This is a genomic window from Streptomyces sp. NPDC039430 (assembly GCF_055639435.1).
Genome location: NZ_JBVKAK010000008.1, coordinates 426,928 through 441,434 on the forward strand (window position 1 = coordinate 426,928; position 14,507 = coordinate 441,434).

11 protein-coding genes are annotated in these 14,507 nt (G+C 71.9%); 9 read left to right on the forward strand and 2 right to left on the reverse strand.

Annotation, left to right across the window (positions count from 1 at the left end; genetic code table 11):
* Positions 1-11: 11 nt before the first annotated feature.
* Positions 12-2,033 (reverse strand): beta-galactosidase, encoded by a 2,022-nt coding sequence (locus ACZ7LS_RS22285; protein ID WP_385135616.1) that lies wholly within the window; start codon positions 2,031-2,033, stop codon positions 12-14.
* A 201-nt stretch (positions 2,034-2,234) separates the two neighbouring features.
* Here ACZ7LS_RS22285 and ACZ7LS_RS22290 point away from each other — a divergent pair, with 201 nt between their 5' ends.
* The 9 genes from ACZ7LS_RS22290 (at position 2,235) to ACZ7LS_RS22330 (ending at position 12,127) form a co-directional block, all read left to right on the forward strand.
* Entirely contained in the window at positions 2,235-3,560 is a 1,326-nt protein-coding gene (locus ACZ7LS_RS22290) for an ABC transporter substrate-binding protein (RefSeq protein WP_385135618.1), read from the forward strand.
* On the forward strand, positions 3,560-4,516 hold the full coding sequence (locus ACZ7LS_RS22295; RefSeq protein WP_382519813.1) for a carbohydrate ABC transporter permease: 957 nt from the start codon (positions 3,560-3,562) through the stop codon (positions 4,514-4,516). Before ACZ7LS_RS22290 ends, ACZ7LS_RS22295 begins: the two co-directional genes overlap by 1 nt.
* Complete coding sequence (locus ACZ7LS_RS22300) at positions 4,513-5,361, forward strand: carbohydrate ABC transporter permease (RefSeq protein WP_382519815.1); 849 nt, start codon at positions 4,513-4,515, stop codon at positions 5,359-5,361. The genes ACZ7LS_RS22295 and ACZ7LS_RS22300 overlap by 4 nt, the downstream gene beginning before the upstream one ends.
* A gap of 33 nt (positions 5,362-5,394) precedes the next feature.
* Positions 5,395-6,426, forward strand: coding sequence for a LacI family DNA-binding transcriptional regulator (locus ACZ7LS_RS22305; RefSeq protein ID WP_382519817.1), 1,032 nt, complete (start codon positions 5,395-5,397; stop codon positions 6,424-6,426).
* Positions 6,427-6,632: 206 nt separating this feature from the next.
* Positions 6,633-7,688 carry a FecCD family ABC transporter permease gene (locus ACZ7LS_RS22310; protein ID WP_385135622.1) on the forward strand — a complete coding sequence of 352 codons (1,056 nt, stop codon included), beginning with the start codon at positions 6,633-6,635 and terminating at the stop codon, positions 7,686-7,688.
* A 17-nt stretch (positions 7,689-7,705) separates the two neighbouring features.
* Entirely contained in the window at positions 7,706-8,800 is a 1,095-nt protein-coding gene (locus ACZ7LS_RS22315; RefSeq protein ID WP_385135624.1) for a FecCD family ABC transporter permease, read from the forward strand.
* A gap of 24 nt (positions 8,801-8,824) precedes the next feature.
* Complete coding sequence (locus ACZ7LS_RS22320; protein ID WP_382519822.1) at positions 8,825-9,637, forward strand: ABC transporter ATP-binding protein; 813 nt, start codon at positions 8,825-8,827, stop codon at positions 9,635-9,637.
* 24 nt (positions 9,638-9,661) lie between these two features.
* On the forward strand, positions 9,662-10,699 hold the full coding sequence (locus ACZ7LS_RS22325) for an iron-siderophore ABC transporter substrate-binding protein (protein WP_382519824.1): 1,038 nt from the start codon (positions 9,662-9,664) through the stop codon (positions 10,697-10,699).
* Between the two features lie 150 nt (positions 10,700-10,849).
* Positions 10,850-12,127 carry an acyltransferase family protein gene (locus tag ACZ7LS_RS22330; RefSeq protein WP_469448323.1) on the forward strand — a complete coding sequence of 426 codons (1,278 nt, stop codon included), beginning with the start codon at positions 10,850-10,852 and terminating at the stop codon, positions 12,125-12,127.
* Here the strand turns inward: ACZ7LS_RS22330 and ACZ7LS_RS22335 are convergent.
* Positions 12,120-14,270, reverse strand: a complete 2,151-nt coding sequence (locus tag ACZ7LS_RS22335) for an FUSC family protein (protein ID WP_385135632.1) — start codon at positions 14,268-14,270, stop codon at positions 12,120-12,122. The genes ACZ7LS_RS22330 and ACZ7LS_RS22335 overlap by 8 nt on opposite strands.
* Between the last annotated feature and the right edge of the window lie 237 nt (positions 14,271-14,507).

Sequence of the window (14,507 nt, forward strand, 5' to 3'; positions counted from 1 at the left end):
TGTGACGGGCCTCAGTCGTCGAGCTTCACGACACGTACCGCTCCGGCGGGCAGGCCGAGCCGGCCCGCCGTCCTCTCACCGGTGAGGAGTTCGGTGCCGTGTGCGGGCAGCGGCACCTTGGCGTCCGTGCCGGTGTGGTTGACGGCGAAGAGGTAGTCGCCGCTCTCGCCGGCGCGGCGTACGACTTCGACGTCGCGCGGCAGGCCGGTGCGCGGCGCGAGCCCGGCGTCCTCGGCGGCGGCGTCGAGGACGGTGTCGAGGGCTCCGGCGTCCAGGCGCGTGGAGACGTACCAGGCCGTGCCCCGGCCCAGCCGGTGCCGGGTGACGGCGGGCCGTCCGGCGGTCAGCCCGTCGGCGTAGGTCCAGACGGTCTCGGCGCCGCGCGGGACCACGAACTCGCTCCAGACGTCGCCGGTCAGCTCCGCTCCGTCGGCCGCGGTGATCCTGACCCGTTCGCCCTCGCCGAGGGGCGAGAACTCCTCGACGGTGAGGCCGAGGACGTCGCGCAGGACGCCGGGGTGCGCGCCGGGGTGGACCGCGTCGTGCTGGTCGACGATTCCGGAGAAGTACGAGACGACGAGTGTGCCGCCGTTCTCCACGTATGTACGGAGGTTGCGTCCCGTGGCCTCGCCCGCGAGGTAGAGGGCGGGCACCACGACGAGGGGGTAGCGCGACAGCTCGGCTTCCGGGTGGGCGAAGTCGACGGTGAGATGGCGGTCGTAGAGCGCCTCGTAGAAGGTGTCGGCCCGTTCGCGGGCGTCGTGGTCCTCGCTCGGCCGCCATTCGAGGCGCTGTGCCCACCAGGACTGCCAGTCCCAGACCAGGGCGGCGTCGGCGGCCGTCCTCGTACCGCGTACCGCCTCCAGACCGCCCAGCGCGGCGCCGAGTCCGACGACCTCGCGCCAGACGCGGCTGTCGGTGCCCGCGTGCGGCAGCATCGAGGAGTGGAACTTCTCGGCGCCGCGCCGGGACTGGCGCCACTGGAAGAACATCGCGCCGTCCGAGCCGCGAGCCACGTGGGCGAGGCTGTTCCTGGCCATCTGGCCGGGCGACTTGGCCGGGTTGCGCGGCTGCCAGTTGACGCCGCTGGTGGAGTGTTCGAGGAGCAGCCAGGGGGCGCCGCCCGCCACGGACCGGGTGAGGTCGGCGGCCATGGCGAGGTTCACGTGGGTCCGCCGGCCGTCGGTGATGAGGTAGTGGTCGTTGGTGACGAGGTCGACCTCGCGTCCCCAGGCCCAGTAGTCGACGGAGTCGCACTGGCTGAGCGCGGTCATGAAGTTGGTGGTGACGGGGATGCCCGGGGAGTGCTGGTGCAGCAGGTCGCGTTCCCGTACGAAGTTCTCCCGCATGGTGGCGTCGGCGAAGCGCGCGTAGTCGAGGCGCTGGGCGGGGTTGCAGACGGTGGGGGTGGCGCGGGGCGGTTCGATCTCGTCGAACGAACCGTAGCGCTGACCCCAGAACGCCGTCCCCCACGCCTCGTTGACGGCGTCGGCCGTGCCGTACGCGGCGCTGAGCCAGCGGCGGAAGTGGACCGCGCAGTGGTCGCAGTAGCAGGCGCTGACGGGGACGCCGTACTCATTGTGGACGTGCCACAGGGCCAGCGCGGGGTGGCCGCCGTAGCGGCGGGCGAGCTGTTCGGTGATGGCCGCCGCGGCGGCGCGGTACGCCGGTGAGCTGTGGCAGATCGCCCCGCGCGAGCCGAACGCGTACCGCACGCCCTCCCGGCTCACCGGGAGGGCGTCGGGGTGGGCGCGGTAGAACCAGGCGGGCGGGGCGACGGTGGGGGTGGCGAGGTCGATCCGGATGCCGTGTTCGTGGAGGAGGCCGATGATCCGGTCGAGCCAGTCGAAGTCGTAGCGGCCGGGCTCGGGCTCCAGCAGGGCCCAGGAGAAGATGCCGAGACTCACCAGGTTGACCCCCGCCTCGCGCATGAGGCGGACGTCCTCCTGCCAGACCTCCTCCGGCCACTGTTCGGGGTTGTAGTCCCCGCCGAACGCGAGCCCGTCGAGCCCGTGGGGTGCGGTGTCCGGCATGGCTGTGCCTCCTGTGCTGCGTGCGATGGGGACTGTGAAGTGTGGGAACGTGCACACACATGAACGGCGACGCTGATCCCACATAACCGCACAGGAACAACCATTGACAAGTGTCCGGGACGTTTCTCTACTGTGAACGCTCACAGAGCACGGCCGGTCCGACGCAGCCAGGTCGGGGACCTTCGTCAGGGGAGAAACACCATGCCATTCACCACGCGCGGACGCCTCGTGGCCACGTGCCTCACCGTCGCGCTCGGCGCCACCACCCTCGCCGCCTGCGGCTCGGGCGACGGGGACGGCGCGGAGTCCGGAGCCGACGGTCCCGTCTCACTCACCTACTGGGCCTGGGCGCCCGGCATGGACAAGGTCGCCGACCTCTGGAACACGACGGAGGGCAGGAAGACCGGCGTCACGGTCACGGTCAAGAAGCAGGCGTCCGGGGACGATCTGGTCACCAAGATCATCACCGCGGCCAAGGCCAAGAAGGCCCCCGACCTGGTACAGGCCGAGTACCAGGCGCTCCCGACGCTCGTCAGCAATGACGTACTGGCGGACATCTCCTCGGAAGTGGCGGCCACCGAGGGCGCGTTCGCCCCGGGCGTCTGGCAGCAGACGACGCTCAGCACGGACGCCGTCTACGCGGTCCCGCAGGACTCCGGGCCGATGATGTTCTACTACCGCGCGGACCTGTTCAAGAAGTACGGGCTGCACGTGCCCACGACCTGGGAAGAGTTCGCCGACACCGCGCGCGCCCTGAAGAAGAGGGACCCGTCCAGGGCGCTGACCACCTTCTCCAGCAATGACGCGGGGCTCTTCGCCGGTCTGGCACAGCAGGCGGGCGCCAAGTGGTGGACGACGCGCGGCGAGACGTGGAAGGTCGGGATAGCCGACGCCGCGACGGCGAAGGTCGCGGACTTCTGGGGCGGCCTGGTCGCGGAGGGCGCCATCGACAACCAGCCCATGTACACGCCCTCCTGGAACAAGGCGCTCAACACGGGCGGCCAACTCGCCTGGGTGAGCGCGGTGTGGGCGCCCGGCACGCTGACCACCGCGGCGCCGGACACCAAGGGGAAGTGGGCGATGGCCCCGCTGCCGCAGTGGAGCGCGGGAGAGCGCGCGACCGGCAGCTGGGGCGGCTCCTCCACCGGCGTCACCAACGACTCGGGCCACAAGAAGGCCGCCGCGCGGTTCGCCGCCTGGCTGAACACGGACGGCCGGGCGCTGGCCGCGCTGGTGAAGGAGGGCGGCATCTACCCGGCCGCCACCGCCGCGCAGACGGGCGGCGCGCTGAGCACGGCCCCCGCCTTCTTCCCCAACCAGCCGGACTTCTACGCCGAGGCGGCCGGGATCGCGAAGACCGCCGCGCCCTCCGCGTGGGGGCCGAATGTGAACGTCGCGTACAGCGCGTTCCGTGACGCGTTCGCCGCGGCGGCCAAGAACAAGTCGGACTTCGGCGCGGCCCTCGGCGTCATGCAGCGGGACACCGTCGCCGACCTGGAGAAGCAGGGTTTCGAGGTCACCGGGTGATGGCCCGGCACCCGCGTGTCACTCGGCCCCAGCGCGCCGGAGGCGGCCCCTCCGGGTGGCGGGTACGGGGCGCTCCGTACGCCTTCCTCGTCCCCGCCGTCCTCCTGTTCGCGCTCTTCTTCGCCCTGCCCATCGGCTATGCCGTCTATCTGAGCCTGCGGAAGGTCGAGGTCAAGGGGCTCGGGCTGGGTTCGGGGGCGCGGCAGGAGGTGTGGGCGGGGCTCTCCCACTACACCGCCGTGCTCTCCGACTCCGAGCTGCTCGCCAGTGCGCTGCGCGTGCTCGGCTACGGGGCGATCGTCGTGCCGTCGATGCTGGGGCTCGCCCTCGTCCTGGCGCTGATGCTGGACGCCGAGCGGACCCGGCTCGGCGGCTTCTCCCGGCTCGCGATCTTCCTGCCGTACGCCGTCCCCGGCGTGATCGCGGCGCTGATGTGGGGCTTCCTCTATCTGCCGGACGTCAGCCCGTTCCACTATCTGCTCGACAGGGCGGGTCTGCCGGCGCCCGATCTGCTGGACGGCGGACCGCTCTACGCGGCTCTGGCCAATATCGCCCTGTGGGGCGGCACCGGCTTCAACATGATCGTCATCTATACGTCGCTGCGCTCGATCCCCGTGGAGATCCACGAAGCGGCCCGGCTCGACGGGGCGTCCCCGCTCCAGACCGCCCTGCGGATCAAGATCCCGATCGTCGCGCCCTCGCTGGTGCTGACCTTCTTCTTCTCGATCATCGCGACGCTTCAGGTGTTCAGCGAGCCGACGACGCTCAAGCCGCTGACCAACTCGCTGTCCACCACCTGGTCTCCGCTGATGAAGGTCTATCAGGACGCCTTCGTCAAGGGGGACATCCATTCCGCGGCGGCCACCTCGGTGGTCATCGCCGTGATCACGCTCGTGCTGTCCTTCGGCTTCCTCAGGACCGTGGGCTCCCGTTCGAACCGGGGAGAGACCCAGTGACCGCCGCCACCACCACCCGCCGTATCGCCTGGGTGCCGACCGTGGCACTGCTGACCGGCGCCCTGTACTGCCTGCTGCCCGTGGCCTGGGTCGTGGTGGCCGCCACGAAGTCCGGCCGGGAGCTGTTCACCACCTTCACCTTCCTGCCCGGTACCGGGTTCGCCGGCAATGTCGCCGGCCTGTCCGCGTACCGGGACGGGGTGTACTGGCGGTGGATGCTCAACTCCCTGTTCTACGCGGGGTTCGGCGCCCTGCTGTCGACCGCGGTGTCCGCGCTCAGCGGCTACGCGCTCGCGGTCTACCGCTTCCGGGGCCGCGAGACCCTCTTCAACGTACTGCTGGCGGGCGTACTGATGCCGCCGGTCATCCTGGCCGTACCGCAGTATCTGCTGATGGCGAAGGCCGGCCTGGCGGACAGCTATCCGTCCGTGCTGCTCCCGCTGATCCTCTCTCCGTACGGGGTCTATCTCGCCCGGATCTACGCGGCGGCGGCGGTACCGCCCGATGTGGTGGAGGCGGGGCGGATGGACGGGGGCGGCGAGTGGCGGATCTTCCGGTCGGTAGCGCTGCCGATGATGGTGCCGGGACTGGTGACGGTGTTCCTCTTCCAGTTCGTCGCCGTGTGGAACAACTTCCTGCTCCCGTACATCATGCTCGGCGACGACCGGAAGTTCCCCGTGACACTGGGCCTCTACACCCTGCTCCAGCAGGGCGCCAACACCCCCGCCCTCTACACCCTGGTGATCACCGGTGCGCTGCTCGCGGTGCTGCCGCTGATCGCGCTCTTCCTGGTCATCCAGCGGTTCTGGAGCCTGGATCTGCTGTCCGGGGCCGTAAAGTCCTGACGCGACAGGCACGATCATGAGAGAACGACAGGTATGAGCCGCACGGACAGCAACGGCCGGCGCAAGCCGCCCACGATCCATGACGTGGCACGGGAGGCGGGTGTCTCACGGGGCACCGTCTCGCGCGTGCTCAACGGCGGCCACTACGTGAGCCCGGCGGCCGAGGAGGCGGTCAACGCCGCCATCCGCAAGACCGGGTACGTGGTCAACCGGCACGCGCGCAGTCTGATCACGGGCCGGTCCGACTCGGTCGCCTTTCTGCTCACCGAACCGCAGGAGCGCTTCTTCGAGGACCCCAACTTCAATGTGCTGCTGCGTGGTTGTACGCAGGCGCTGGCCCACCATGACATTCCGCTGCTGCTGATGATCGCGGGTACGAAGGACGAACGGCGCAGGATCACGCGGTACATCACCGCCGGCCATGTGGACGGTGTACTGCTGGTGTCCAGTCACTCCGGGGACCCGGTCGCCGAGCGGCTGCGCGCGGCGCGCGTCCCCCTGGTGGCCTGCGGCAAGCCGCTGGGCCAGAGTTCACGGGTCAGCTATGTCGCGGCCGACGACCGGGACGGCGCCCGGGAGATGGTCCGCCATCTCGTACGGAGCGGGCGCCGGCGGATCGCGACGGTGACCGGTCCGCTCGACACCCCGGGCGGCACCGAACGGCTCGCCGGGTACCGGGACGTCCTCGCCGAGTGCGGTATCGAGGCCGATGAACGGCTGGTCGCCACCGGGGACTACAGCAGGGCGAGCGGCGAGTCGTGCGCCGCTGAACTGCTGCGGCGGGCACCGGACCTGGACGCGGTGTTCGTCGCGTCCGACCTGATGGCGCAGGGTGCGCTGAGCGCGCTGCGGGACGCGGGGCGGCGGGTGCCGGAGGACGTGGCGGTGGGCGGGTTCGACGACTCCCCGGCGGCGCTGGACACCCGGCCCGCTCTCACGACGATCCGGCAGCCGTGGGACCGCATCAGCTCGGAGATGGTGCGCGTGCTGCTCGCGCAGATCGGCGGCGAGGACACGTCCACGGTGATCCTCCCCACCGAACTGGTGCGGCGCGGATCGGCGTGACCGTAGCGCGCGGACCGGCGTGACGCCGGTGGTGCCGGCGGGCGACCGGGCACTCCCGGCCGGGTGCGCACCCGGCCGCACCTCAATGTTAGGGTCACCTTACTTTTTTGACGGTGACATTCCGCCCGGTGGACAGCCGGCCGCGGAGAGGCAGTGAGGGCGGCTCGCATGCGTGGTGGCACGATCGGTTCGAAGGCCCGCGGGGCGTGACGGCGCTCTCGCCGGCCGGCGTGGAGACCGGGAGAGCCGGCCGTGCGGTGCGGAGCCGTCCGCTGCTCGCGCTGGGGCTGCTGCTGACCGCCGCCGTGCTCGCGGTGGTGACCTGGGCGAGCCTGGTGACCGGTCCTGGCGACGCCGGGGCGGCTGATGTGCTCCATGCGCTGCTCGACCCCGACCTGTCCGACAAGGGGCAGCTGATCGTGCGGGAGGTGCGCGTTCCGCGTACGGTCGCCGGTCTGCTGGCGGGCGCGGCGCTGGGCCTGGCCGGGGCGGTCATGCAGGGGGTGGCCCGTAATCCGCTGGCCGACCCGGGCATCCTCGGGATCAACGCGGGCGCGTCCGTGGCCGTGGTGTTCGCGATCGGTGTGCTCGGGCTGACGCAGCCGCCGCGGTACATCTGGTTCGGTTTTCTCGGTGCGCTCGGCGCGGCCCTCCTGGTCTACGGCATCGGCTCGCTCGGCCGGGAGGGCGCCACTCCCGTGAAGCTGGCTCTCGCGGGCGCGGCGACCAGCGCCGTACTCACCTCGCTGACCACCGCCCTGCTGCTGACGGACCGTCAGACCTTCGACCAGTTCCGCTTCTGGCAGGTCGGCTCGCTCGCCGACCGGGATCCCGACGTGCTCTGGCAGGCGCTGCCGTTCATCGGTGTGGGCGCCGTGTTCGCCCTGGCGCTGGGTCCGCGGCTGAACGCCCTCTCGCTCGGTGACGACCTCGCGCGGGCGCTGGGGCAGCGCGTGGGGATGGCCCGGCTGGCGTCGGCCGCGGCCGTGGTGCTGCTGTGCGGCGCGGCCACCGCGGTCGCCGGGCCCATCGGCTTCGTCGGCCTCCTCGTCCCGCATGCCGCGCGGGTCGTCACCGGCCCCGACTACCGGTGGATCCTGCCGTACAGCCTGCTCCTGGCGGCCGTGCTGCTGCTGGTCTCGGACATCGTGGGGCGGCTCATCGCCTCGAACGGTGAGGTACAGGTGGGGATCGTGACGGCCGCCATCGGGGCGGTGCCCTTCGTGATGCTGGTACGCCGCCGTGATCTGGCGGAGCTGTGAGGAGGTCGGCGGCGGAAGTGGGCGGTGACGTGGCCGGAGAGATACGGGCCCCCGGCGGCCCGTTCGCGGAAGGGCGACTGGCCGGTGCCGTACGAGAGGTCGCCCTGGTCCGCCGGGCGGCCCGGAACCGCGCCGCCGTCGTCACCGTCGGCCTGCTGGTCGCGACGCTCGCCGCACTGTGTCTGGCGCTGTCCGTGGGCGATCTCGTCCTGCCGCTCCGCGAGGTCGTCGCCACCCTGGCGGGCGGGGGCGACGCCGGTTCGCGGTTCGTCATCATGGAACTGCGGCTGCCGCGCGCGCTGACCGGTCTGCTGGTGGGGGCGGCGTTCGGGCTCTCGGGAGCGGTGTTCCAGACGCTGCTGCGCAACCCGCTGGCCAGCCCCGACATGATCGGTATCACCTGGGGCGCGAGCGCCGCGGGGGTGCTGGCCAGTGCGGCCTTCGGTGTCAGCGGTTTCCCGCTCTCGGTCTGCGCCCTGGCGGGCGCGGTGCTGACCGCGGTGGCGATCTACGTACTGGCCTGGCGCGAGGGCGTCGCCGGATACCGGCTCGTGCTGGTCGGCGTCGGCGTCGGCGCGGCGCTGTCCAGCCTCGTCTCGTACCTGCTGACCAGCTCGGCGGTGACCGAGGCGCAGAACGCCCTCGCGTGGCTGACGGGCAGCCTCAACGGCCGGTCCTGGTCGCAGATGTGGCCGCTGCTGTGGGCCATGGTGGTGCTCGTACCCCTGACCTTCCTGGCGGCGCGGTCGTTGCCCGCGCTGCAACTCGGGGACGACACCGCGCGGGGGCTCGGCACCCGGGTCGAGCGCGGCCGGCTGGCGCTGATCGGCTGCGCCGTGGCGCTCGCGGGGGTGGCCACGGCCGCGGCGGGACCGGTGAGTTTCGTGGCCTTGCTGTCGGCGCCGATCGCGCGCCGGCTGCTGCCGGGCCAGGGCGCGGCCCTGCTGCCCGCCGCGCTGACGGGAGCGCTGATCGTGAGCGTCGCGGACTTCGCGGCACAACATCTGCTGGGCTCCGTCCAGTTCCCGGTGGGCGTGGTGACGAGCCTGATCGGCGCCCCGTATCTGCTGTGGCTGCTGGCCCGCTCGAACCGCGTGGGCACGGGCGGCTGACCGATGGAACGGAAGGATCTGCGCATGAGTGCGGAGCACACGCTGGCGGCGCGGGACGTCCGGCTCGGCTACGACGGCCGTGAGGTCGTCAGCGGGCTGAGTCTGGACATACCGCCCGGCGCGATCACCATGATCGTCGGCCCGAACGCCTGCGGGAAGTCCACCCTGCTGCGTGCGATGGCCCGGCTGCTGGCGCCGTCCTCGGGCAGTGTGCTCCTGGACGGCAGGAGCGTCCAGGAGATGCCGACCAAGGAAGTGGCGTCGGTGCTCGGCATCCTGCCGCAGAGCCCGGTGGCGCCGGACGGCATCACGGTGAGCGATCTGGTGGGCCGCGGCCGCTATCCGCACCAGGGGTGGTTCCGCCGCTGGACGGCCGAGGACGACGCGGCCGTGGCGCGGGCGCTGCTGGCCACCGATGTACTGGAACTCGCCGGACGGCGGGTCGATGAACTGTCCGGCGGCCAGCGGCAGCGGGTCTGGATCGCGATGGCGCTCTCCCAGCGTACGGACATCCTGCTGCTGGACGAGCCGACGACGTTCCTCGACATCAGCCACCAGCTCGATGTGCTGGACCTGCTGACCGACCTGAACCGGGAGTACGGCTCCACCATCGCGGTCGTCCTGCACGATCTGAATCTGGCCTGCCGGTACGCGGACCATCTGGTCGCGATGAAGGAGGGGCGGATCGTGGCGGAGGGCGCTCCCACCGAGATCGTGACGGCGGAGCTGGTCACGGAGGTGTTCGGGATGCGCTGTTCGATCACCGAGGACCCCGCCTCGGGCACGCCCATGATCGTACCGATCGGACGTCATCACATCACCCCAGTCCAGGCGTGATTTAGGGTAGGCTAACCTAATACCATGTCATCACGAAAGAACCCCTCCGCTCACTCCTCACGCCGCTCCCGGCCGGCTCCGCTCGCGCTGTGGGCCGTACTCGCCGCCCTTGTCATGGGGTTGACGGCCTGCGGCACCGCACCGGACTCCGGCGGCTCCTCCCCGGAAGCCGCGTCCGGCGCCGAGGACGGCGCCTTCCCCGCCACCGTCGCGACCAAGTTCGGGGACATCACCGTGGAGAAGCGGCCCGAGCGCGTCGTCGCGCTGGGCTGGGGCGACGCCGAGGCCGTGCTCTCGCTCGGCGGACAGCCCGTCGGGGCCAGCGACTGGCTGGCGTTCGGCGGCGACGGGGTCGGCCCCTGGGCGAAGGGCCTCTACAAGAAGAGCCCGCAGATGATCGGCACACTGGAGCCGGAGTTCGAGAAGATCGCGGCCCTCAAGCCCGATCTGATCCTGGACACCAAGTCCAGCGGCGACCAGGCCCGTTACGACACGCTCAGCAAGATCGCGCCCACGGTCGGCGTCCCGAAGGGCGGCGAGCAGTACAAGATCTCGTGGCGTGAGCAGACCGAGATGGTCGCGACCGCCCTCGGTGTGCCCGGAAAGGGCAGGACGCTCATATCCGAGACCGAGAAGAAGTTCCGCGACTCGGCCGCCGCCCACCCCGAGTTCAAGGACAAGACCATCACGCTCGGCTCCAGGACCAGCGAAGGGTTCGGCGCGTACGTGCACGGCACGGGCCGCGTCGACTTCGTCGAGCGCCTCGGCTTCACGAACAACCCGCGGGTCGACGCCAAGGCCGGGGCGTCGTTCTTCATCAACGTCTCCCGCGAGAACCTCGATCTGCTCGACGCCGATCTGACGGTGATGACCCCCATCGGGATCCCCGCCGCGAAGATCAGCGACGACCCGCTGTACCGGGCCGTCCCCTCGGTCAAGGCGGGCCGTTCGGTGGTGTTCGACGACGCGACCCTCAGCGCGGCCTTCTCGACGGATTCGGTGTTCTCGGTGGCGTACGCGCTGGAGAAGGTCGTCCCGCTGCTCGCCGCACCACTGAAGTAGCCGCTTCCCGGGACACCGTGGCGACCCCGGGCGCCGTGCCGGACCCGGCGCTGGTGTGCGGCGGACGGGTGGTGTGCGGCGGACGGGTGGTGTTTCTGAGATTTCGGTTAACTGCCGAGTGCTCCGCCGCATCGCGGGCACGGGAAATGAATGGACACCCCACCCACCGCGGACACACGAGGCAGCGCGGGCACCGCTGCCGCGCGCCTACCCGACCGGACCGGACCTCACTCCACCCGGTCCGGTACGGCCCTGGCCCTCCTCCCACGACGGATCGACGGGCGGCTCGTCCGGGGCGGGCGCGGATTCCCTTCCGCGCTGCGGGCAGGCGGACGGGTCCAGGGCGTGGACGGGCTGCGGGCGCTGGCGGTCGCGGTGGTCATCGTGTACCACCTGGAACCGGGCCTGCTGCCGGGCGGCGCCCTGGGGGTGGATGTGTTCTTCACCATCAGCGGCTTCGTCATCACCCGGCTGCTGCTGGCCGAGTTCGCCCGTACCGGCGATGTCGCCATGCGGTCCTTCTACTGGCGGCGCTGGCTGCGGCTGGTCCCCGCCCTGCTGGCGGTCTGCGCGGTGTGCGCCGTGCTGGCGCTCACCACACGGCTGCCGAGTTTCGACGGCGCGTGGGCGGCGATCGTGCTGGCCGCCACGTTCCTGATGAACATCGTCAGGGCCGCCCAGCCCGGTATCTATTCGAGCGACACCTCTCTGCTGTCCCACACCTGGTCGCTGAGTGTGGAGGAGCAGTTCTACCTGGTCTGGCCGCCCGTGCTGGTCCTGCTCCTGCGCCGGGTCGGCGCGCGCACCGTGCTGCTCTGCGCCGCGGTGCTGTGTCTGCTGCCGGTGGTCTGGCGGTTGATCCTGTGGAACCCGACCGCGGCACACCGTATCTACAACGGCGTGGACACCCGCGCGGACCAACTGCTCGCCGGTGCGCTGCTGGCGGTCCTGGTGGCCCGGCTGCACAGGGACGACCCCCGGCTGGCCGCGCTGCGGCGCTGGTCGGCGCGGCTCGCCTGGCCGGCGCTGGGTGTCCTGGCGCTCATCGTCGCGTACGTGCCGATGACCGGTGCGAACGCCTGGACCATGCCCTGGTACACCGTCGGCTTCCTGGTGACCGCCGTGCTGTCGGCGACGGTGGTGGCGGCGCTGGAACTCCAGCCCGGTACCTGGCTCTCCCGGGGACTGTCCCTGGCCCCGCTCGTGTGGGTGGGCCGCAATCTCAGCTACGGCCTCTACCTCTGGCACTACCCGCTCAGCCGGCTGGTCTCCGATCTGGGAGTGGACGACGCGTGGCACGCGACCGCCACGGTCACCGCCAGTCTCCTCGCCGCCACGGCGTCCCACTACCTCATCGAGAAACCGCTCACCCGGCGCAAACGCCCGAAACCCGCGGGCGAGGTGGTGACCGGCGCACGGCTCAGGTGACGGCCGTCAGGGACTGGATGCCGTGCAGTTCCGTCATCACATCGCGCAGCGAACGGCAGTCCTTCGGGACGGGCGGCAGCGTGGGCATCGGCGTGCCACGGCCGCCCTCCAGCGCGTCCGCCGTCGCGGCCAGCGCCTCGGTCACCCACCGCGCCTCGGTGGCCGTGCGCCGGGGCACGCCCTGTTCGACACGTACGGCGCAGACGGTGGCGGCGTCCACGATGCGCTCCGCGCGTGCCATGACCGCCAGCCAGTCGTGCCGGTGTGCGCGGTGGGGACCCGGCAGTTCGGCCGCGGCCGTCTCCGCCGCGGCCCGAGCCTCGGAGAGCGCCCGGTACGCCGCGTACCGCAGCGCGATGCCCGTCGCGTCTCCGCCGCGGGGCGGCGCCGCCGCTGTGGCCGCTGTGCCCGACGCCCCGTCGGAGGTGGTGGGTGCGGACCCCGGGTCGTCCAGTACGTGCCGCAGATACCGTTCCGTGCGGCGCAGCGCGACGGCGAAGCGGTGACCGACCCGGACGCGCGGGTCCGTCAGATGCGGCAGGTGGCCGACGAGCAGCACGATCCCGCAGGCGAGTGCCGTGTCCAGCAGCCGGGCGGCGGTCGCCTCGGTGTCACCCAGCGCGTATACGAAGGAGAGGACGAGGAGCGTCACCACCGCGGTCTGGAAGCCGAAGTGGCGCGTGGCGACCGGGATGAGCGCGCCGCCCGCCGCGACCACGGCGACCAGCCACCACAGGCCGCCGAGTCCCGCCATGGCCAGGGTGAGGCCGGTGAAGACGAGCACTCCGGTGGCGGTGCCCGCGACGCGGTTGACCACACGGGAGAAGAGCGGCCCGAGATCGGGCTTCACCAGAAAGGCCGCGGTGGCCGGGAGCCAGTACCAGTGGGTCTGGTGGAGGCTGAGCGCCACGGCCGTGCTCGCCGCGACGCAGAGCGCCACGCGCAGCGCGTTCTCACGCCTGGCGGGAGCGAACACCCGGCCGAGCGTACGGAGCGAGCCGCGCACGGTCAGTTCCCTCAGCGCCCGGCGGGCGCCTCGCGCCTTCAGGGACGGTCGCGGGGGACGCGGGGCACGCACCGGACGCGTCGGCTCACCGGACTCGTAGGACTCGTAGGACTCGGGCGGTATGGGCGGCACTGGCTGCACGGGCGGTACCGGTTGTACGGGTGTCCCGCGCAGCGCCGTACGGTCGAAGGTCACCGCCGCGGCCAGCAGCGCGCGGTCGAACGCGCCGCGCTGGACCGTGTCGGAGACGGGGCTCGCCAGGGCGCCGGGGGCCGAGTCGGTCCGTACGGCGACGGCCAGCAGGCTCGGCGCCTCCGCCACGTGCCGGGGCAGCGGCCTGCCCTCCCACAGCAGCGCGATCCCGGCCTCGCACAGGGCGGTGGCGGCGGTGAAGCGCTCCGTTATCCGGTGCGCCTGGGCGGAGCCGCGGCCGTCGCGCCGTCCGGGGAAGGGCAGCAGCCGCATCAGGCGCAGTGATTCGTCCGCGCGGTGCTGTGTGGCGATCAGCCGTCGGCGGGCCGGCTCCGCGTCGGGTCCGCCGAGGGCGAGGAGGGCGTCGGCGAGCGCGTCGAAGACCGCGGCGACGGCCTCGCGCTCCCCCTCGCGGCGGGCGCCGCGCCGCAGCATGTGGCGCGGGGCGCGCAGCAGGAACCGGAGCAGCAGGAGCCAGGCCGCGCCGCCGAGATAGCAGACGGCCTTGAGCCACGCGGGGCCGGGTATCGGCATCCCGGCGCCGATCGACGCGGTGACCAGACACTGCATGGCGGCCGCCGACCACACCGGGCCGGTCACACTCAGCGCGCCGGAGAACCAGCCCACGACGAAGAGCGCGGGCACGGCGGTCCAGCGGCTCCCGGCGTCGGCGACCAGTCCGCCGCACAGCAGCCCGAAAGCGCCGCCGACGGCGGGCAGGCCGACGTGGACCACACCGGTACGCCGCGTGCCCGGCCGGTCGTTGACACCGGCGAGCATCGCGCCGAGCCCCGCGAGGACCGCCTGGCTCAGGTGCCCGGTCAGCACGCCGAGCGCCAGCAGCGGTCCCGCGCTCAGGGCGCCGCGGAGCACGGCGGTCCACGGGATGGGCGCGGAGCGCCAGCCCAGTGGGTGCCTGAGCCAGGCGGGCACGGAACGCGCCATGGGGGAAAGCGAGCGAAGGGAAGGCGGTGCGGACACGAGTCTCCTGTACGACCGGTCTCGTCGAGCGGGGAAAGCAGACCGGCGGGCAGCGGCGACCGCGTGTCCCCGACCGTAACACCGACGCTTGTCCTTCGAGCAGCCGTTCTGTTACGCACATATGTCGCACGCGTTCCGGGGCGGTGCGGCTCCGGGCCGGTGCGGCTCCGCTCAGGCACCGGGCTCACCCCGCGGCCACAC

Coding starts and splice junctions, on each gene's coding strand:
- ACZ7LS_RS22285 (WP_385135616.1), bottom strand. CDS start 2,033: ATGCCGGACACCGCACCCCACGGGCTCGACGGGCTCGCGTTCGGCGGG.
- ACZ7LS_RS22290 (WP_385135618.1), top strand. CDS start 2,235: ATGCCATTCACCACGCGCGGACGCCTCGTGGCCACGTGCCTCACCGTC.
- ACZ7LS_RS22295 (WP_382519813.1), top strand. CDS start 3,560: ATGGCCCGGCACCCGCGTGTCACTCGGCCCCAGCGCGCCGGAGGCGGC.
- ACZ7LS_RS22305 (WP_382519817.1), top strand. CDS start 5,395: ATGAGCCGCACGGACAGCAACGGCCGGCGCAAGCCGCCCACGATCCAT.
- ACZ7LS_RS22320 (WP_382519822.1), top strand. CDS start 8,825: ATGAGTGCGGAGCACACGCTGGCGGCGCGGGACGTCCGGCTCGGCTAC.
- ACZ7LS_RS22325 (WP_382519824.1), top strand. CDS start 9,662: ATGTCATCACGAAAGAACCCCTCCGCTCACTCCTCACGCCGCTCCCGG.
- ACZ7LS_RS22330 (WP_469448323.1), top strand. CDS start 10,850: ATGGACACCCCACCCACCGCGGACACACGAGGCAGCGCGGGCACCGCT.
- ACZ7LS_RS22335 (WP_385135632.1), bottom strand. CDS start 14,270: ATGGCGCGTTCCGTGCCCGCCTGGCTCAGGCACCCACTGGGCTGGCGC.